The sequence below is a fragment of the Dorea acetigenes genome, from assembly GCF_025567385.1.
In the GTDB taxonomy this organism is placed as follows: domain Bacteria; phylum Bacillota; class Clostridia; order Lachnospirales; family Lachnospiraceae; genus Claveliimonas; species Claveliimonas acetigenes.
In genome coordinates this window covers 21,024-38,722 of sequence record NZ_JAOQJU010000001.1, presented here as the reverse complement: position 1 = coordinate 38,722, position 17,699 = coordinate 21,024, and the positions used below count along the sequence as shown (strand labels likewise).

Below are 17,699 nucleotides of genomic sequence, written 5' to 3'. Positions count from 1 at the left end.
TTACTCTCCCTTAATGTATTTTTTCTTCAGCCAGTATCCTGTACCAAACACAAATACCGCCAAAACAACAACAACCGCCAGATAGATCCACTTATTCCCATCTGAAGTAAGCCCCGCTGTACCCACCGTAAAAAGAGCGGTTCCCGGGAGCATAAAAATCAGGGAATACACCGTATATGGCCAGAAATGAATGTCTGTAATCCCATAGGCAAAGTTCTGGAGATTGTAAGGGAAAAGAGGCACCAGCCTGGTAATCATCAGCACGATAATCTCATTTTTCCCTGTCTCATCAAACAGAAGCTTCTTCAAATATTTATTTTTCTCCACCATCGGTTTCACACTGTCTTTCAGGAAAAACCTTCCCACAAGAAAAGCAAGTGCCGCTCCTATGGTCGTGGCAAGGGAGCACAGCACCGTCCCCAGCACCGGTCCGAAAATCAATCCTGCAAATACGGCAAAGGTTATCCCCGGAAGCGCAAGTACCACGCACCCTACTATGGTAATCACCACATAAATCAATCCTGCCATCCAGATATTCTCTTCTACCATATCCTGCAGAAAACTCAGATTTTTCGTATCTCCGAGATACTCTGACCATCCGAAAATATGGTTTGCCGCAAACAGTAGAATCACAATTACCGCAAAGGCAATAATCTTTCCATATTTAGTCTTCATTTTTCTTCTTCTGTTTCTCCATATAAAGCTGTCTGAGCAGTACGATTAAAGCTGACAATGCAAATAAAATCAACAATCCTGTCACAAACAGTTTTGCCCCTCCAGTCAGCATACCACCTACATAGGAGTATACGATAGTCGCCGGAAGCTGGCCGATTCCTGTTGCAATGAAAAAGCTTCCAAAAGACATAGACGTAAGGCCAGCCGCATAACTTACAATATCGAAGGATATAAAAGGAAGCAGCCTGGCAATCAGGATACTGAGTCTTCCATGTTTTTCAAAAAACTCGTCAATCTGCTTCAGCCCGGCCTTACTGGTAAGCTTCTCGACTACATCTCTGCCCAGAATTCTTGCGATATAGAAGCAGACCACCGCCCCTGCCATAGCGCTGGACCAGGACAGGATGGCTCCCTGCCACCAGCCGAACAGATTCGCATTCGCAAAGGTAATCAAGAATGCCGGAAGCGGCGCCGCGATAGACTGCAGAATCATCAATGCAAAGGATACCGCCGCCGCATAACCGCCATAGGAAGCGACAAAATCCTTCACCACTGTAAAATCACCGCTGGCAAACATCTTCGTAATTCTTTTCATCAGACTGTTTACAGAGGGGATAAAGAAGTATGCCGCAACCGCCGCAAGAATGCATACAACAACAATAATTTTCCCAATTAGATTCTTTTTTTTCTTTTGTTCCATTATGACCTCCCATTTTTCATCTAATTCCTTTTTCATTCTAACATTCTGTGTAAGCTCCGTCTAATCGATTATCTCTATTTTAATATAGATAAGCTCTATATAAGACTAAGGCTTTTCAAAATCCAAAGCCACCCTGTCAGCGTAAATGCACTGCACAGCGTAGTCAGCATTACCACACTGGAGGTGAGGGTTCCCTTATGCCCCATATTCTTCGCCATCACAAAGCTGCTAACTGTGGTCGCCGATCCAAGCATTACTAAAATAGCAACCAGCTTCTCCTGCCGGAATCCCATCCCAACTGCGATCGGGAGAAACAGGATACAAAATCCCACCAGCTTGATAAACGCAGCCGCCAAAGCTGGCTTCCCGGTGGCAAATGCTTTCTTGATGTCAAAGGAAGCTCCCATGGCCATCAATCCCATAGGAGTAGCCATTGCCGCTACACTGCTTACCGTCTTTTCCACAATAACCGGCATAGGAATCCGCAGCGCCGACCACAAAAGACCTGCCCCAATACCCAGGATAATCGGATTCGTCACAATCCCTTTCAAAGTCCTCTTGATAACCTTTCTGTCCAGCCCGCCTTGATCCGGCCGGAATAATGACAACACCAGCACTGCCATGATATTATAAAGGGGAACGCTCCCAATAATCATAAGGGGCGCCATCCCTGCAGTCCCATAGATATTCTGGATAAATGCAATTCCCAGAAGCGCCGCACTGCTCCGATAGGACGCCTGAATAAATTCTCCCCGGATAGAACGGTCTTTCCACAGACAGGATAGCAGCGCTGCCAATGCAATACTGAGTAAGGTGATGCCAAAACAGTATAGCACGAATTTCACGTCCCACACTTCCCTGAAATCCACCGTTGCCAGATCTTTGAATACCAGCGTCGGGAGCGGAACCATGAATACAAACTTATTCATCTTTGCCGCAAAATCCTCATCAATCCATCCTATTTTCCGAAAAAAAAGCCCCAGCACCATCATCAAAAATACTGGTACTGCAGCATTTAAGCTAAATGCAAGATTCTCCATAACTGATTCCTTCACCCTTTCTTTTGCTACATAAAGTCAAATAAAGACAACTGATTATCTCTTGCCGACTGTATTTTTTTATCCGTAATAACCTCGTCTCCCTTTAACCGCCCAATCAGGATGGGAGATTCCGGATCGTGAAGCTTCTGCTTCTTCCTGGCGCTCTCGCAACCGGCCGTAGCATAACAGTACCTGCATCCGTGGATACAGGTATCATACATACCGATATCAATACTTTCACAGCAGCCGCATTCCTTCCTTTGCCCGCGGTCTTTCTTCACATCCAGCTTGTATCCCACAAGCTGCCGGATTTTATTCTTATCAATACACGCTCCATGCCGGATTCCGCATTCTTCCAGATTCACTCTTTCCGCACAGGTATAAAGGGGCAGTCCGTATTTTGCCGCGATCTGTGCCAGCCCCTTTGCCGCCATACGCATATCTTCTTCCTCCGGTTCCTGAAAAGGGCAACCTTTATAAGCATCCACAAAACTGATAATGCACCTGGTAGTGTACTTGTGGAGCCAGGAACACATCATATCGAATTTCTCCAGATGATAAGAAAGCGAATATTTCTCATTTAAAATAATCGGGTCAAACCGAAAATCAATCCGTTCCTTCCCCAGCCGCTCACTGAGCAGGATAAAACTTGCGATAGAATCTTCCGTTGACGGCAGGTTCGGTTCCACATCTTTGCCATAATCCGTAATGGTCATCTCAAAATAATACTGATAATCCAGCATATCAATCATTTTTAAATAGGGAAGCATAGGTTCCGGATTCTTCGTCCAAAACACAAAGCAATCCACCACATCCGGTGAAAGCCGGATGCGCGCCACCTTTTTCCTGTTATATGGATTGGGAACCAACACCTCTCCCGCCAGCAGCCTGTTCACGAACCACTGTGGATACAGAGCCGGAATATCGGTTCTCCTGCTTGCGCTGATTATCATTTATTTTCTCCTCTAACCAAAATTCTTATTAATTAGCCTGCAATACTCTTCAAAAGCCGGAATTCCTTCAAATTCTTCCTTTAAAGCATCACGGATTCCCTTATAATACCATCCAATCATGTTTTTATCCTTCATACGGAACCGGTTCCATAATTCATCGCCCAGCACCGGATAATCCCTATCAATATCCCGCATATTCGAAAGCTTATCCGCAAGGCCAATCATCTGTACCTCCCTGGGTGCCTCTTTTATGCGACGGATCGTCGCCTCTTTGCGCTCCATCCAGGTTTTGCTTTTATCCTCACTCTCCTGGGCCACCATATCCGCAACCCTGGGAGTAAATTCCTTGGCAAGAATTTCCTGTGTAACCCCCGCGCAATCCTCAATCGTATCATGGAGGACGGCGGCACTGATAACCTCTTCGTCCTTCGTCATGGCAGCCACAATATCCCCCACCTCAATCGGGTGAACAATATAGGGACGCTTCGTTCCTTTCCGGTACTGACCTTCATGAGCCTTCGTTGCAAATTCAATCGCTTTGTTAATCATCGGTTTCCTCCCTTTCTTATGCAGAAAATCCATTATTTGCCGGCGGATTTTCCGACCGGGAGTGCTTCTCTCGGTGAAACAGGCTAAACACACACGGCACTACAAACAATGTGAGAACCGTGCCATACAAAAGCCCTCCTATCGTCACAATCGCCATTGGCTGAACCATATCTGAACCCATCCCCACGCCAGCCGCCATGGTGGACAGTCCAAGAATCGTTGTGAGCGCCGTCATAATAATCGGACGGAGCCTTGTCCTGCCTGCTTCGATCAGCGCCTCCTTCTGCGGGAGCCCGCTTTCTATCAGTTGATTCGTATAATCCACAAACACGATTCCGTTATTTACAATAATTCCGGACAACATCACGAACCCTATCATAGCAATCACACTAACCGGCTTTCCGGTCAGCCAGAGTCCCAAAAAACCGCCGGTAAACGCAAGCGGTACGGTAAACATGACAATAAACGGCGAAAGCAGAGACTGGAACTGTGCAACCATAATCAAATACATAAATACAATCGCAAGCCCTAACATCTTGAGAAGCTCCGTCATTGCCTCATTAATCGTCTCATCCTCCCCGGCCATCTCAATACTGTATCCTTCCGGAGGCTGATAGTCCTCCAGCGCCTCCTTCACTCTGCCGCTGACAAGACCAATATTGTCTCCCTCTGCAATCTCTGCCGTTACTGCCATATAACGGCTCTGCTCCTTCCTGCTAATCGCCTGCAGTCCCTTTGCATCTTCAAACTCCGCCACATCCGAAAGCTTCACCGTTTCCGTCGTTCCATCCTGCTTCGTAACCTCAAGCGTCATGTTACGGACATCTTCCCTGGTCATGCTCTCATTCACGTCATCCTTTACATAAACATCATATTCTTCCGTATCGGATGAAAGCGCCGTGGCCGCAGACGCTTCAGAAAGCTTCCCGGCTAGTTCCTGGTATACCTGCGCCACTGTCAGCCCATGGGCAATTGCCTTTTCCTTATCCACGGTCACACGGAACTCCTGTGTACTGTCCTCCGTTCCGTCCAGTACATTCTGCGTTCCCTCTACTCCCTCAACAATTTCTTTGATATCTCCGGCTATCTCACGAAGCCTGTCCAGGTCCTTTCCTTTAATCTGCACGACAATTCCTGAACTTCCGAGGGCGCTCAAATCCATGGACGAAGTATTTACCGTAAGCTCCCCGTCCAGCCCTTCCGTCACTTCTTCAATCCGATCCTTTAGCTGCGCATTGTTAAGTTCCGCCTTCTCCTTCGTAATGGCATAGAACTCTGCTTCATTTACAGAACTGCCTCCCAAAAGTCCTGTGCTTCCAACCATGCTTCCAATATCCTGTATATCCGGTATCTTGCCTACCCGCTCCATCACTTCATCTGCCACTGCCGCCGTCTCCTCAAGCGTACTGTCCTGAGGCATCTGAAGAGTCATTGACAGCTCCGTGCTCTCCATCTGCGGTATAAATTCCGTTCCTCTGGACAGAGACAGCGCCCCGCTGGCAACGAATAACACAAGTGCTCCAAGCAGCACCGGAAGCCGGAACGTAAGCACCTTCCCTAGTATTTTCCCATAACCTTCCTTAATCCTGCCATAAAACGCCGACTCCCCCTGCTGCCGCGCCTTCTTCAGGATGCCTGCGGACATCATAGGAACCACCGTCAGCGCTACCAGAAGGCTTGCCAATAAAGAATACGCAATTGTAAGCCCCATATCTACAAACAGCTGCCTGGTAATCCCTTTTGTAAATACAATCGGAACAAATACACAAACCGTCGTAAGCGTAGAAGCCGCAATCGCCCCTGACACCTGCCTTGCGCCTTCCACCGCCGCTTCCTTCGCCGAAGCCCCCTCTTCATTTCGCATACGGTAAATATTCTCAATCACCACAATTGAATTATCCACCAGCATACCTACGCCCAGCGCCAGACCGGAAAGAGAGATGATGTTCAGCGTAACCCCCGAAAAATACATTGCCACCAGCGCCGTCAGAATACTGATCGGGATTGAACATGCAATCACAAAAGTCGGTCTTACACTCTTCAGGAAAACAAACAGAATGATAATCGCCAGGATTGCCCCGTATACCAGATTCTGCAGCACGGAATTGACAATCAGATCGATATAGATTCCCTGATCCATCAAAGTAACTGCCTTTACTCCGATTCCTTCCTCTTTCTCCAGGCTGTCCAACTTCTCCAGTATCCGATCGCTTACATCTCCGGTAGAATAACCTGTCTGTTTCTGGATACTGAGCATAACTCCGGATTCTCCGTTAATCTTCGCATAAGTCTCGTCTGCATTATCCACCAGCTTTACTGTAGCAATGTCCGATAATTTCACCGGTCCCATTCCTTCCAGTTCCAGCAGAACCAGATTCTCAATATCCGCAATACTGTCAAATTTATCTCCCACACGGATCAGATAATCCATTCCATCTTCATTCACATACCCTGCAGGCATACGGAAATTCTGGGTTGTCAGGAATGTCTTTACCATATCCGCACTCAGTACCCCAGCCATGTCCGCCTTCTCATAGGCCTCTTCCTTCGCGGTCTCTAACTGGGTTTCCTGCTGGGCAAGAGCCGTCTCGCCTGCCGCCATCTGCGCAGTTCCCTGACTGATGCCTGCTGCTGCCTGAATCTGGCCGGAACTAAGCTGGCCTCTTGCCTGCGCAAGTGTAAGCGCTCCCTCATTCAGCTGCGCCTGCACCAATTCCAGCTGTTCCATTCCTGCGGTAAGCTGTTCTTTCTGCTCCTGATACTCTGCTTCCTGCTGTTCTGCCTCCTCCAGGGCTTTTGCAAGCTGTGCCTGCGCCGCATCGTAGCCGCCCATTCCCGCAAGCTGTCCCTGAATCTCCGCAAGCTGTGCTTCAATTTCTGCCAGCTGCGCCGTTTCTTCTTCTGTCATATCCTCCGGGGCTTTCATAAGAAGCGCGTCATATGCTGCCTGCAGCTCTTTCTCACTTTGCAGCAGAGCTTCAAGCTGTCCAAGCTGCGCCTGCAATCCCGCCTTCGCCGCCTGTACCGCCAAAAGTCCCTGGCTAATCTGCGCTTCGCCCATCTGAAGCTCTGCTTTCTTCTCCGTAATCTCAAATTGTGCCTGTTTCAGTTCTTCTGCTTTTACGGAAATCTGCGCCTCCGCATCACCCATCTGGGCCGCTGCCTGTGCCTGTCCTGCCTCCAGAGCTGCCCTGCCTTGCTCTGCCTGTGCTTTTGCCTCTTCCAATGCATTCTGCGCTTCCCGGAACTGTTGATTCAGCTTTGCAGACACTTCATCATTCAGATTCTCAATCTCTTTCTCGTTTACAGTAATCTCAACAGACTCTTCGATACTTCCCACAGAAGTAACAGACGCCACGCCCTCAATACTTTCCAGTTCCGGGATTACCTGCTCTTCAATTACCTTGCTGGTGCGAGCAGCATCCTCCCCTCCTGCGCTGATTGCTGCAATCAGCACCGGCATCATACTGGGATTCAATTTCATAATAATGGGACTTGCTATTTCTTCCGGCCAGTAACCGCTGATTTGATCCAGATTTTCGCGCATCTCAATGGTAACAGAATCCATGTTGGCAGTCTGGTCAAATTCCAGAATCACAGTGGACGTATTCTCACTGGATGAAGACTGAATATTATTGATATTACTTACGGTAGCCATCGCCTGTTCAACCGGTCTGGTAACGGTTGTCTCCACCTCTTCCGGGCTGGCTCCCGGATAAACCGTCATAACCATAGCATAAGGGAGGTTCATATCCGGCAGCAGGTCAACCGTCATATTGGTAAACGTCACCACACCGAGAATAAAAATCAAAACCACTCCCACAATAACCGTATAAGGCCTCTTTACGCTGAATTTAGAAAACATCCGCTTCCTCCGTTCTTTGCATTATTACATAAATAATACCACTTGGGGATTCAAATATCAACAATTCCCATGTATAATAAACAGTAACAATTTTCGTAAAATGAAAGGAGTTTCTTATGCCTCAAAAATATGTTCTTGTCACCGGTTCCTCCAGAGGAATCGGAAAAAGCATTGCTTTGAAATTCGCTTCCGAAGGATGGCATGTCTTCCTGAACTGCCGATACCGTATGGATGCGCTGCAAAATGTAAAGGAAGAAATCGAAGCTTCCACCCCTGGTTCCTGCGAACTGCTTCCCGGCGACGTTAGCAGCCCCGCAGACGTAGCGCATATCTTCCGCAAGATCCACGCATCCTGCGGCTGCCTGGATGTACTGGTAAACAATGCCGGGATTTCCCATATCGGATTGTTGACAGATATGTCCGACAGAGAGTGGGAACAAATAATTCACACCAATCTCTCCTCCGTCTTTTACTGCTGCAGAGCCGCAGTTCCTCCTATGGTGTCCAGAAAAGCCGGACGGATTATCAACATTTCTTCTATGTGGGGTACTGCAGGCGCTTCCTGCGAAGTTGCCTACTCAGCGGCAAAGTCCGGGGTACACGGCTTCACAAAGGCACTGGCCAAAGAACTGGCGCCAAGTAATATTCAGGTGAACGCCATTGCCTGCGGAGTAATTGATACAGATATGAACAGTCAGCTTTCTGACGACGAACGTGCAGCACTGGAATATGAGATTCCTGCCGGACGTTTCGGAGAAACGGAAGAAGCTGCCGCTCTTGTTTGGGGCATCGCCCATGCTCCTTCCTATCTGACCGGACAAATCATAGGAATAGACGGAGGGTATATCTGATTCGATATACCCTCCGTCCCATTCTCTCTTCTATTCTATCTCTAATACTACCGGGCAATGATCCGATCCCATGACATCCGTCAGAATCTCAGCATCCTTAAGCCTGTCCTTCAGACATTCTGACACACAGAAATAGTCAATACGCCATCCGGCATTCTTAGCACGGGCGCTGAAACGGTAGGACCACCAAGAGTAAATCCCCTCTTTCTCCGGATAAAAATACCGGAACGTATCGATAAATCCCGCCTCCAGAAGCTCCGTGAACTTCTGGCGTTCTTCGTCAGTAAATCCGGCATTCTTCCTGTTGGTCTTCGGATTCTTAAGGTCAATCTCCTTATGGGCAACATTCAGGTCCCCGCAGAACACTACCGGCTTCTTCTCTTCCAGCTTCTTCAGATACGCCAGAAAATCCTCCTCCCACTGCATACGGTAAGGAAGCCTTGCAAGCTCACTCTGAGAATTGGGCGTATACACTGTGACAAAGTAATATTCCGGAAATTCCAGCGTAATCACACGTCCTTCCTGATCATGTTCTTCTATCCCGATTCCATACTTCACAGAAACCGGCTCTTCCTTCGTAAAGACAGCAGTCCCCGAATACCCTTTCTTCACCGCATAATTCCAATACTGATGATACCCCGGCGTATCAAGCGTCAACTGCCCCTCCTGCATCTTCGTCTCCTGAATACAGAAAATATCTGCATCCGCCTCCTGAAAAAAATCCATAAACCCCTTCTGCACACAGGCGCGGATTCCATTCACATTCCAAGAAATAAACTTCATAAATACCCTCCAAAATATATTTCACACCTAATAATATACTTTTCTTAAAAACAAACCTCTCGCAGGCGCCAGAAATCCCGCCAGTTCCCTATCTTCTGCGGCGATTACCACCGGAAGCTTCGAAGCCTCCCTCCTGCCTGCGCCAATCTCAATCAGCGTTCCCGTAAGTATCCGCACCATATGGTACAAAAACCCGGATCCATAATAAGTAATCCGCACCTTCTCACCGGACTGTACGATTTTTATATTGTAAATGCGGCGCACAGGGTCTTTACATTCCCTGTTGTCTGTAAAACTGCTAAAGTTCTTCGTCCCAATCAGATAAGGTACAGCCGCACGCATCGCTTCCACATCCAGCTTTTCCGGATAATGATAACAGTATCTTCTGGAAAACACATCCGGTTTCTCCCTGCAGTCAATATAATATTCATACTTTTTCCCTCGCGCGCTCTTCCTGGCATGAAAATTATTCCCCGCAAGCTCTACCTTCTGAATCCGAATATCTTCCGGAAGATACCGGTTCAAAGCATTCTTTAGTTCCTGCGGGTCATACAGCTTGCCAAGCTTTACGCTCGCCACCTGCCCGCGCGCATGCACACCGCTGTCCGTGCGTCCCGATCCTTCTACCTGTACCCGGCAGCCCACCAGCCTTCCCAGGCTTCGCTCTATAATATATTGAATCGTATTATCCGTAGTTGCCTGGCGCTGCCATCCACTGTAGCGGCTGCCGTCATAGGATATCGTCAATTTATAATTTTTCATATTCATCACCCGATTTATTTAAAAATGTTCCCCTTCATGAACAAGGGGTACGTATTGATTAAAAAAGAAGAAGCAGCACTTGCTTCTCCTTAATCTTATCACGTTCCATTTCTATCTGCAATTATTACTTGTCCAGAATTTTCTTAATCTCAGCCATAAACGTATTCACATCCTTAAATTCCCGGTACACCGATGCAAACCTGACATAAGCCACTTCATCCAGACTCTTTAGTTCTTCCATAACCAGCTCTCCGATTGTACTGCTGGGAATTTCCTTTTCCTCCAGGCTGAATATTTTCGTTTCCACACAGTCAATCGTCTTCTGTATATCATCCGCAGATACCGGCCGCTTATAACATGCCCGCAGAACCCCTGCTTCAATCTTGTTCCTGCTGTACTGCTCTCTGTTATTATCCTTCTTTATAATAATCAAAGGGATTGTCTCCACCTTCTCATAGGTGGTAAACCGTTTCCCACATACATCGCAGGAACGTCTTCTGCGGATAGAATTCCCGTCATCAGCGGGTCTGGAATCAATAACTCTTGTATCCGGGTGATTGCAATATGGGCATTTCATCTTCTTTTGTCCTTTCTCCCTCCGGGCAGGAACCGACCGCACTCCGTCCATGGTACGCCTTCCGGTTATTTGCAAAGTATTCATCTATAGTATAAAACCGGAAAAGTGCATTGTCAAAACATTTTATGTCTCACTTCTGACGGTTTTTCTCTTCGTGTATCTCCACGATAATAATGTCCGGCCCAATCTTTTTAATACAGGAAAAAGGTATGATATATTCACCGCCGTCCCCAAACAGGCAGCCCCATTTCCCACTTTTGGGAACAATAATTGCCTCTATACAGCCTTTACATTCGTCAAAAATCAAATCCGACACACAGCCCAGCTTCTTACAATCACATGCATTAATTACTTCCTTTTTTTCAAATTCGCAAAGCCTCATATCTATCACCTCTAAGATAGTATATGCGGAAAGGAAGCCTTCTGTACTTATTCCTCTATATCAATTACAGCTACCGGACAGTTATCTCTTGCCTCAACCGCTGCCTCTTCATCTTCAGAAGCCACATCCGTATATGCTTCGGCAACTCCGTCGTCATTAAAACGGAACACCTCCGGACACGCTGCTACACATGCCCCGCAGGAAATGCATCCATCATTCACTCTTGCTTTCATAGCTTATTTCCTCCTTTTCTCAGAGAACGCTTTCTGGCGTTATCCATCCATAAGTATTCCCGGTACAGCAGAAAATAAACCGTTCGCTATTTAATAATTGTCCCTGTTTTTCCCTTAATTCCTTCCTTCAACTTGTCAAAAGAAGTAATCAGCGCCTGACGCCCTTCTCTCTTTTCAATAAATTCAACCGATGCCTGGAATTTAGGCAGCATATTGTATACACCAAAATGTCCTTCTTCCATGTACTGTTTTGCCTGAGAAACAGTAATTTCTCCCAGTTCCTCTTCCTCAGGAGTCCCCAGATTGATCCGAACCTTTTCCACGCTGGTAAGAATAATCAATTCATCTGCATTAATTTCCTCTGCAAGCCTGCCCGCCACAAGATCCTTCTCGATCACCGCGCTGGCTCCCTTCAGGCGGTGATCCTGCTTCAGCACCGGAATACCGCCGCCGCCGCAGGCAATTACAATCTGGTCTGCATCAACCAATGTACGAATCGCTTCAATTTCTACAATTTCAACCGGGTTCGGTGCAGAAACCACTCTCCGGAATCCTTTTCCCGGCTCTTCCACCACATAATTGCCCTTTTTTCGTTCCTGATTCGCTTCCTCCACCGTCATATAACGTCCCAGAACCTTTGTCGGCGTATAGAAAGCTTCATCATAAGGATCCACCGTAACCTGCGTAAGAATCGTGCTGACCGTGCGGAAAATCCCCCTGTCCAGCAGTTCTTCCCGGATACCGTTCTGCAGGTCATAGCCAATATATCCCTGGCTCATGGCAGAACATACGGACATCGGCGCCGGTGTATAATCCTGATGCGCTTTCCCAAATTCATTCATAGCGGTGTGAATCATCCCCACCTGCGGCGCATTGCTGTGGGTAATCACAACCTGATACCCTGCTTCAATCAAATCCGCAATCGATTTTGCAGTGTGCTTTACCGCTTCCTTCTGTTCCGGCAGTGTCGTGCCAAGCGCACGATGTCCCAATGCAACTACAACTCTTTTTTTCATATATCTATCTCCTATTCTGTCTTATTCTGAATGCTCTTCTTTTGACCCCAACATCATATAAGTTGCCCGGCAAATGGGCAGCTGATATAAAGAGATTATAGTATTTTTCTGCCTAAAATGCAATGCTACAGATTCAATACATCCTGAATTGTATAAAATCCCGGGGCTTTATCTGCAAGATAGGCCGCGCAGTCACAGGCTCCCCTCGCAAAACATTCCCAGTTATAGGAATGATGCGTGATTTCCAGCCGCTCACCCATAAATCCAAAATATACACTATGGCTGCTTGGTATATTTCCCGCGCGCAGAGAATGGTAGCCAATCGTCCCTTTCTCCCTGGGGCATTCGCCATGGCGGCCATATACAGCAAGATCCGAAATCTCCTTCCCCATAGCATGTGCCATAATCTCCCCCATCTCCTTAGACGTACCGCTTGGAGCATCCTTTTTCCATTGATCATGCATTTCGAGAATCTCTATATCTGCTTCTTCTCCTATTTTCTCTGCCACAATCTCCAACAGTTTATTCATTACATTCACCAGTTTAGAAGTATTGGCAGCATACAGCATAGGAATCTCTGACGCTGCTGCCCGGAACCGTTCCATTTCTTCTTCTGAGAAACCGGTTGTCCCACATACCAGCGCCTTCTTGTATTTTCTGGCAAGTTCCAATACCACCATCGCCATTTCCTTCGTAGAAAAATCAATAATCACATCACAGCCATCAATCACAGACTCCAGATTGTCCACCACCGGTACGCCCAAATCATAGCCTACCAGCGCTGCCTGTCCCAGATCCATACCAATATAATCTCTTCCCTCCGGCGCCACTCCTGCAACCAGCTGCATATCTTCCCTCGACGCTGCAATCTGCGTAATTAATTTCCCCATCTTCCCTCTCGGTCCTACAACAATTACCTTCATATCCGTACTCCTTTCCTCATCTCCTGCCATTCCCTGCAGATATGGATTTTCTATAAACAGATTACTATCTACAGTCTATCATATTTAAAAAAAGAAAAATAGGGCTTGCATTCTTCGATACAATTCGATAGAATAAATACATCGGGGTATGGCTCAGTTTGGTTAGAGCGCACGGCTGGGGGCCGTGAGGTCGCAGGTTCGAATCCTGTTACCCCGATTCGAAAAGGCATGGACTCCTGAAAGCGGAATCCATGCCTTTTCTTAATTTTGCAATGCAATTTTTTCAATTTCAGAAGTTCCGTACCACTTTCTATTCCGGTATCAATTCACAGCGCACCGTTATCCGGTAAGACCCTCCAATGGTACAGGTAAATAAGGTCAGATCCCAATCACCGTTCTCCATACCTTCCACGTCGGAAGAAGACAGCGTTTCCAGAAGTGTAATTTCATAAACAAACTCATTGCCATCCATGTCTGTAAAGATAACAATATCACCCTCCTGCAAGTTTTTCAGGCTGCCGAAATGGGAGCGGTAATTATGTCCGCAGAGGATCAGATTGTTCAGATAGACGCTCCCGGCATACCGACAAGGCGCAGATTTCAGATTGGAATAACTCCACCGGCTGATAACCGGCAGTTCCAGTTCCAGGCCCGGAATGTTCAGAATCCCCACAATGTCCACTCCATGAACAGTTTTCACCGGCATATCCATGTTAGGATTGAGTAGATAATCCGGAACCTCTGTAGCATCTTCGCCAGAGATAATATCCTGCATTTTAGCAGGGAGCTCCTGCATTGCCTGGTCTACAGCATCTGCTGCCCGCCTCTCATCATACAGATTGTAAACAACAAGGGAAAGGGCAGCCACAATCAGCAGCAGTCCTAGAAAAATCAAAGATTTACCTTTCTTCATTTTCGATACCTCTGCGGCAAATCAGACCAATCAGCACCAGCAAGATGCCAACTGCCAGCAGAAACGGAACCGGCCACCAAAGCTGCCCGGTCTGAGGCAGCTTCGGTTCGGCAGGTTTGCCGGGCGGCGCCGCAGGTGTATCCCCGGTATACGTATTTGTTACAACAAAAGTAACACCCTCTCTTGTCACAGTAACGGTATAATCGTCCATCTCTTTTTCCACCATAGTCCACCTGGAATTGCCATCCAGGTTCTCCCAGGTATACCGCCAGTTATTTGCAGCGTTCAACGCCACGGTATCATAGACCGCACCATCTTGCAGCAGCTGTACAATGACCTCTTCCGGCCGACTCTTCTCATTTCCCTCGTCCTTCCATACTTTCAGCACCTTGCGGGTAATCCTATCATCAGACTCCGGCTGGGAACTATACTTAGGATTTACTGTTACATCATAAACCCATTCATTTACCTCCCTGTCCCAGGATGGAAGCATTACCACGAAAGGCGCAGCATCATAGACATAGCCTCCCTGAATATGGCGATGTCCCTGCACCAGATAGAGTCCCCACGCCAACCGGCCACCCTGCCGGGGAAATACCAGCGTTCCCTGTTCATTGGTGCTTCCGCTGTCCACAGGCGTAATTTTGTCCCGAAGAACGAATCCTTCCAGAGTGGAAGCTAACGCCTTCCATGCATCATCATTTTCACCACGGATATCCACATTGAACTGCCGGAATGTTTCCGAAATTGTAAGTTCACCATAGTCATCCACTGTCGCTATCAAATGCAGGTCAAATTCCGCCCCTGCCAGGGGAATTCCTTCATCCAGATAAGACAAGGTCAGGCTCACCTCCTGTCCCGGATCCATTCTGTCCGCTGCCATAGCCTGCGTCGGAAAGAATCGCAGCGCCGCCAAAATACTGAGCAGCAGGATTACAACAGATTTTCTTGTTTTCATTTGCATCACCTCATGATTTCTTCCTGCGCCGCCCCGACAGCAGCAGAATAATTAATAAGATCAATAATATAGGTACTGCTGCCAGAGAAGCCACAACTACCGATTCAATCTGCATGGCATCGGCCGTTACCCGAACGGCACTGGACTCTTCCCGGTTCGCCACCCGGTGTCCCCGCACCAACAGCCGATGTGTGTTAACTCCATAGGGTGTACAGGTCACCAGCGTACAATAATCTTTATCCTCCTCAATTTCCAAGGCATCCAGTTCCTGAGGCTCCACAATCAGAATCTGATCCACCTCATAAGTCAATATCTTATCCAGCACATGTAAGATAAACTCATCTCCCTCCACCAGTTTGTCCAAATCGGTAAGCAACCTGGCAGACGGCAGACCCCGATGCCCGGAGATAACACAGTGAGTTCCCCTGCCGCCTGTCGGGAGGGACGTCCCCGCAATATGCCCCAAAGCAATCTGCAGCACCGCTTCATCAGTTCCATGATAGACAGGGAGCAAACAGTCTATCACAGGAATCTCTATATAACCAATGATCCCATTATCTGAAACATTCAACAGTCTTTCGTATTCTTCCTGTTCTTTCTCAGACAGATGATAGCGGTCTTCTTTCTGCCGCAGAGATTGGTTATAGCTTTCAGCCTCAGCCCAAAGCTGCTCACACCTGTCACTATCCAGATCCTCCACTTGTCCGGTATACTCAGCAATCGCTTCGGTCTGATGCAGGGAATTCCAATAATTGCTGACGGTAGGATACAGCAGCAAAGACAGCCCTGCGAGAAAAAGCAGTATTAAAATAATAGTAGAAAGTCTTCTTTTCTTCATGCAGGGTTCTCCTTGCCGCTGCGGTCTTCAAGCCGCAGCGAAAAACATTCCATAAACCATAGAATCTACTTCTCAGAGTTCATGCGTTTCCTGGTAATCAGCAAAACTGCAGCGCCAATCACCAGAATGCCACCGACTATGTAAAACAGAGTTGTTCCCGTACCTCCAGTTTCAGGCAAATTCGAACCGGCTTTATTTACTATACTTGCAGAAAGCGTTGCAGATGAAGCTTCCGTTCCAACTACTACAGTCGGCTTCCCGTCTGATAGAGCGCTTCCATCTTCGGTATACGCAGCGGTAATCGTGAACTTAACAGGCTCTGACAGCAAATTATAACCGTCCGGTGCTTTCGTCTCATATAAATAATAATCTGTCGCATCATCCAGTCCGTTAATTGTGGCGCTGCCAGCTTCAATCACATAAGTAAGCTCTCCCACATAACCAGCAGGTGGAACTGTATAAGTACCATCACTGTTAGCAATCAAAGCGATTAATCCATCCGTATTTTGAGGAACACCATCTTGAAGACCCATATTTTTCACTTCTAATCCACTATTTTCTGAAAGTACAAACTTTGCTCCTGTCAAAGATTTATCCGTACCGTCTGCATTTTTTGTCACTTTATGAATCCCCATTTTAAAAGTCCAGTCATAGACCTTCTCCTCCGGTGTTTTACCAGTGCCGCTGCCATTTGGCTCGTTGCTGTAGGTCAAGTATGCGGTATTCTCCTCTTTACCATTATCATAAATCTTAGCATTTTCATTCAAAACACCAGAATAGTAAGTATAAAGACTGTCTCCGGCTCTCATAACATTAGCTGCAACCGCAGATTTAATGTCGATTGTCAGATTGAAAGTATTCCCATCGGCTTCGACGCTGTAATATTCTGCATCCAGTTTTGTCGTATCATTTACTAAAATCTTAAGATCACCAGCCGTTTTTACATTGGAAGTCAGACCCTCGGACATAGTATCCGTAATAGTATAAGTATAGGCCGTATAATAGGTCGTATCAGGCACCGTAGTAATTGTACGGAACTCTACTGTATCACCGATCTGATTATCTCCCACAACACCCCAGCTACCTGTTTCATTATGTTTAATCTGTTTGTCTAACGTAGGCCGATCTGTCTTGACATTGATTTGGACAACATCTCCCACAACCTGAAGCAATGCTGCATTTTGAACCTTATTCTCTCCACTCACATCTGTCGTATCTACAATAAGATAATAACCAGCTTCCAACGTATTCTCGCCAACACTCAAGGGCGTCTTAATCTCACTCTTATTTTCAAAAGCAATTTCTGCGACAGCTCGGACTAATGCATCATCTGTCGAATTTTTACTCAATACATCTGCTACATCCGCGGCCGTTTTACACTCCTCGTTTACCTGACCAGTACTCGGATCATCAGAAAACCGGAAGCCATAGTCCCCATTTTCTTTCAAGGCAGTTAAAAAAGCATTAGAATTGATACCGGTTCCCCATTCAACATTAGACAGCACACCATCTGATTCATCCCCTTTAAAAACCTGATAAGCTTCAAAAGTGTGATCTGCCAACAAATTATCCTTATCACCGCTCACTTCAACCGTTGTTGCAAATGCTGTACTGCCCATGGCAAAAGCCAGAACCAGAACTAATAAACAACTAATCCATTTCTTCCCATATTTCATCATCT

At 47.0% G+C, this 17,699-nt stretch carries 18 protein-coding genes and 1 tRNA gene; 2 read left to right on the top strand and 17 right to left on the bottom strand.

Annotated elements, in window-relative coordinates; genetic code table 11:
* The 6 genes from OCV99_RS00215 to OCV99_RS00190 form a co-directional block, all read right to left on the bottom strand.
* Positions 1-675, bottom strand: coding sequence for a TVP38/TMEM64 family protein (locus OCV99_RS00215; RefSeq protein WP_158367182.1), 675 nt, complete (start codon positions 673-675; stop codon positions 1-3).
* On the bottom strand, positions 665-1,375 hold the full coding sequence (locus OCV99_RS00210; protein ID WP_158367179.1) for a TVP38/TMEM64 family protein: 711 nt from the start codon (positions 1,373-1,375) through the stop codon (positions 665-667). The genes OCV99_RS00215 and OCV99_RS00210 overlap by 11 nt, the downstream gene beginning before the upstream one ends.
* 95 nt (positions 1,376-1,470) lie before the next feature.
* Positions 1,471-2,415, bottom strand: a complete 945-nt coding sequence (locus OCV99_RS00205; RefSeq protein WP_158367176.1) for an AEC family transporter — start codon at positions 2,413-2,415, stop codon at positions 1,471-1,473.
* A gap of 26 nt (positions 2,416-2,441) precedes the next feature.
* On the bottom strand, positions 2,442-3,368 hold the full coding sequence (locus OCV99_RS00200) for a DUF1848 domain-containing protein (RefSeq protein WP_158367173.1): 927 nt from the start codon (positions 3,366-3,368) through the stop codon (positions 2,442-2,444).
* Between the two features lie 12 nt (positions 3,369-3,380).
* Positions 3,381-3,917 (bottom strand): HD domain-containing protein, encoded by a 537-nt coding sequence (locus tag OCV99_RS00195; RefSeq protein ID WP_158367170.1) that lies wholly within the window; start codon positions 3,915-3,917, stop codon positions 3,381-3,383.
* A 16-nt stretch (positions 3,918-3,933) separates the two neighbouring features.
* Positions 3,934-7,782, bottom strand: coding sequence for an efflux RND transporter permease subunit (locus OCV99_RS00190; protein WP_158367167.1), 3,849 nt, complete (start codon positions 7,780-7,782; stop codon positions 3,934-3,936).
* 116 nt (positions 7,783-7,898) lie between these two features.
* Here OCV99_RS00190 and ymfI point away from each other — a divergent pair, with 116 nt between their 5' ends.
* Positions 7,899-8,633, top strand: coding sequence for an elongation factor P 5-aminopentanone reductase (gene ymfI / locus OCV99_RS00185; protein WP_158367164.1), 735 nt, complete (start codon positions 7,899-7,901; stop codon positions 8,631-8,633).
* A gap of 30 nt (positions 8,634-8,663) precedes the next feature.
* Here the strand turns inward: ymfI and xth are convergent, their stop codons facing one another.
* The 7 genes from xth to dapB form a co-directional block, all read right to left on the bottom strand.
* Positions 8,664-9,416, bottom strand: a complete 753-nt coding sequence (xth, locus tag OCV99_RS00180) for an exodeoxyribonuclease III (protein WP_158367161.1) — start codon at positions 9,414-9,416, stop codon at positions 8,664-8,666.
* A gap of 27 nt (positions 9,417-9,443) precedes the next feature.
* Entirely contained in the window at positions 9,444-10,178 is a 735-nt protein-coding gene (gene truA, locus OCV99_RS00175; RefSeq protein WP_158367158.1) for a tRNA pseudouridine(38-40) synthase TruA, read from the bottom strand.
* 124 nt (positions 10,179-10,302) lie between these two features.
* On the bottom strand, positions 10,303-10,755 hold the full coding sequence (gene nrdR / locus OCV99_RS00170) for a transcriptional regulator NrdR (RefSeq protein WP_158367751.1): 453 nt from the start codon (positions 10,753-10,755) through the stop codon (positions 10,303-10,305).
* A gap of 130 nt (positions 10,756-10,885) precedes the next feature.
* The gene (locus OCV99_RS00165; RefSeq protein ID WP_158367155.1) at positions 10,886-11,137 is read right to left on the bottom strand and encodes a PRC-barrel domain-containing protein; all 252 of its coding nucleotides are present in this window, start codon (positions 11,135-11,137) and stop codon (positions 10,886-10,888) included.
* 47 nt (positions 11,138-11,184) lie between these two features.
* The gene (locus OCV99_RS00160; protein ID WP_158367152.1) at positions 11,185-11,370 is read right to left on the bottom strand and encodes a ferredoxin; all 186 of its coding nucleotides are present in this window, start codon (positions 11,368-11,370) and stop codon (positions 11,185-11,187) included.
* Between the two features lie 86 nt (positions 11,371-11,456).
* Positions 11,457-12,386 (bottom strand): carbamate kinase, encoded by a 930-nt coding sequence (arcC, locus tag OCV99_RS00155; protein ID WP_158367149.1) that lies wholly within the window; start codon positions 12,384-12,386, stop codon positions 11,457-11,459.
* Positions 12,387-12,511: 125 nt separating this feature from the next.
* The gene (gene dapB, locus OCV99_RS00150; protein ID WP_158367146.1) at positions 12,512-13,309 is read right to left on the bottom strand and encodes a 4-hydroxy-tetrahydrodipicolinate reductase; all 798 of its coding nucleotides are present in this window, start codon (positions 13,307-13,309) and stop codon (positions 12,512-12,514) included.
* Positions 13,310-13,451: 142 nt separating this feature from the next.
* Between dapB and OCV99_RS00145 the strand changes: the two genes are divergently transcribed.
* Positions 13,452-13,526, top strand: a tRNA-Pro gene (locus tag OCV99_RS00145).
* A gap of 93 nt (positions 13,527-13,619) precedes the next feature.
* On the opposite strand, the gene OCV99_RS00140 is transcribed toward OCV99_RS00145, so the two are convergent.
* The 4 genes from OCV99_RS00140 to OCV99_RS00125 form a co-directional block, all read right to left on the bottom strand.
* Positions 13,620-14,222 carry a sortase gene (locus tag OCV99_RS00140; protein ID WP_158367143.1) on the bottom strand — a complete coding sequence of 201 codons (603 nt, stop codon included), beginning with the start codon at positions 14,220-14,222 and terminating at the stop codon, positions 13,620-13,622.
* On the bottom strand, positions 14,209-15,180 hold the full coding sequence (locus OCV99_RS00135) for a Cna B-type domain-containing protein (RefSeq protein ID WP_262574403.1): 972 nt from the start codon (positions 15,178-15,180) through the stop codon (positions 14,209-14,211). Before OCV99_RS00135 ends, OCV99_RS00140 begins: the two co-directional genes overlap by 14 nt.
* A 10-nt stretch (positions 15,181-15,190) precedes the next feature.
* Positions 15,191-16,018, bottom strand: coding sequence for a class C sortase (locus OCV99_RS00130; RefSeq protein WP_158367137.1), 828 nt, complete (start codon positions 16,016-16,018; stop codon positions 15,191-15,193).
* 65 nt (positions 16,019-16,083) lie between these two features.
* On the bottom strand, positions 16,084-17,697 hold the full coding sequence (locus tag OCV99_RS00125) for a SpaH/EbpB family LPXTG-anchored major pilin (RefSeq protein ID WP_158367134.1): 1,614 nt from the start codon (positions 17,695-17,697) through the stop codon (positions 16,084-16,086).
* Between the last annotated feature and the right edge of the window lie 2 nt (positions 17,698-17,699).

Coding starts and splice junctions, on each gene's coding strand:
- OCV99_RS00205 (WP_158367176.1), bottom strand. CDS start 2,415: ATGGAGAATCTTGCATTTAGCTTAAATGCTGCAGTACCAGTATTTTTG.
- OCV99_RS00140 (WP_158367143.1), bottom strand. CDS start 14,222: ATGAAGAAAGGTAAATCTTTGATTTTTCTAGGACTGCTGCTGATTGTG.
- OCV99_RS00125 (WP_158367134.1), bottom strand. CDS start 17,697: ATGATGAAATATGGGAAGAAATGGATTAGTTGTTTATTAGTTCTGGTT.
- dapB (WP_158367146.1), bottom strand. CDS start 13,309: ATGAAGGTAATTGTTGTAGGACCGAGAGGGAAGATGGGGAAATTAATT.
- ymfI (WP_158367164.1), top strand. CDS start 7,899: ATGCCTCAAAAATATGTTCTTGTCACCGGTTCCTCCAGAGGAATCGGA.
- arcC (WP_158367149.1), bottom strand. CDS start 12,386: ATGAAAAAAAGAGTTGTAGTTGCATTGGGACATCGTGCGCTTGGCACG.
- OCV99_RS00135 (WP_262574403.1), bottom strand. CDS start 15,180: ATGAAAACAAGAAAATCTGTTGTAATCCTGCTGCTCAGTATTTTGGCG.
- OCV99_RS00130 (WP_158367137.1), bottom strand. CDS start 16,018: ATGAAGAAAAGAAGACTTTCTACTATTATTTTAATACTGCTTTTTCTC.
- OCV99_RS00200 (WP_158367173.1), bottom strand. CDS start 3,368: ATGATAATCAGCGCAAGCAGGAGAACCGATATTCCGGCTCTGTATCCA.
- nrdR (WP_158367751.1), bottom strand. CDS start 10,755: ATGAAATGCCCATATTGCAATCACCCGGATACAAGAGTTATTGATTCC.
- OCV99_RS00210 (WP_158367179.1), bottom strand. CDS start 1,375: ATGGAACAAAAGAAAAAAAAGAATCTAATTGGGAAAATTATTGTTGTT.
- truA (WP_158367158.1), bottom strand. CDS start 10,178: ATGAAAAATTATAAATTGACGATATCCTATGACGGCAGCCGCTACAGT.
- OCV99_RS00195 (WP_158367170.1), bottom strand. CDS start 3,917: ATGATTAACAAAGCGATTGAATTTGCAACGAAGGCTCATGAAGGTCAG.
- OCV99_RS00190 (WP_158367167.1), bottom strand. CDS start 7,782: ATGTTTTCTAAATTCAGCGTAAAGAGGCCTTATACGGTTATTGTGGGA.
- OCV99_RS00160 (WP_158367152.1), bottom strand. CDS start 11,370: ATGAAAGCAAGAGTGAATGATGGATGCATTTCCTGCGGGGCATGTGTA.
- OCV99_RS00215 (WP_158367182.1), bottom strand. CDS start 675: ATGAAGACTAAATATGGAAAGATTATTGCCTTTGCGGTAATTGTGATT.
- OCV99_RS00165 (WP_158367155.1), bottom strand. CDS start 11,137: ATGAGGCTTTGCGAATTTGAAAAAAAGGAAGTAATTAATGCATGTGAT.
- xth (WP_158367161.1), bottom strand. CDS start 9,416: ATGAAGTTTATTTCTTGGAATGTGAATGGAATCCGCGCCTGTGTGCAG.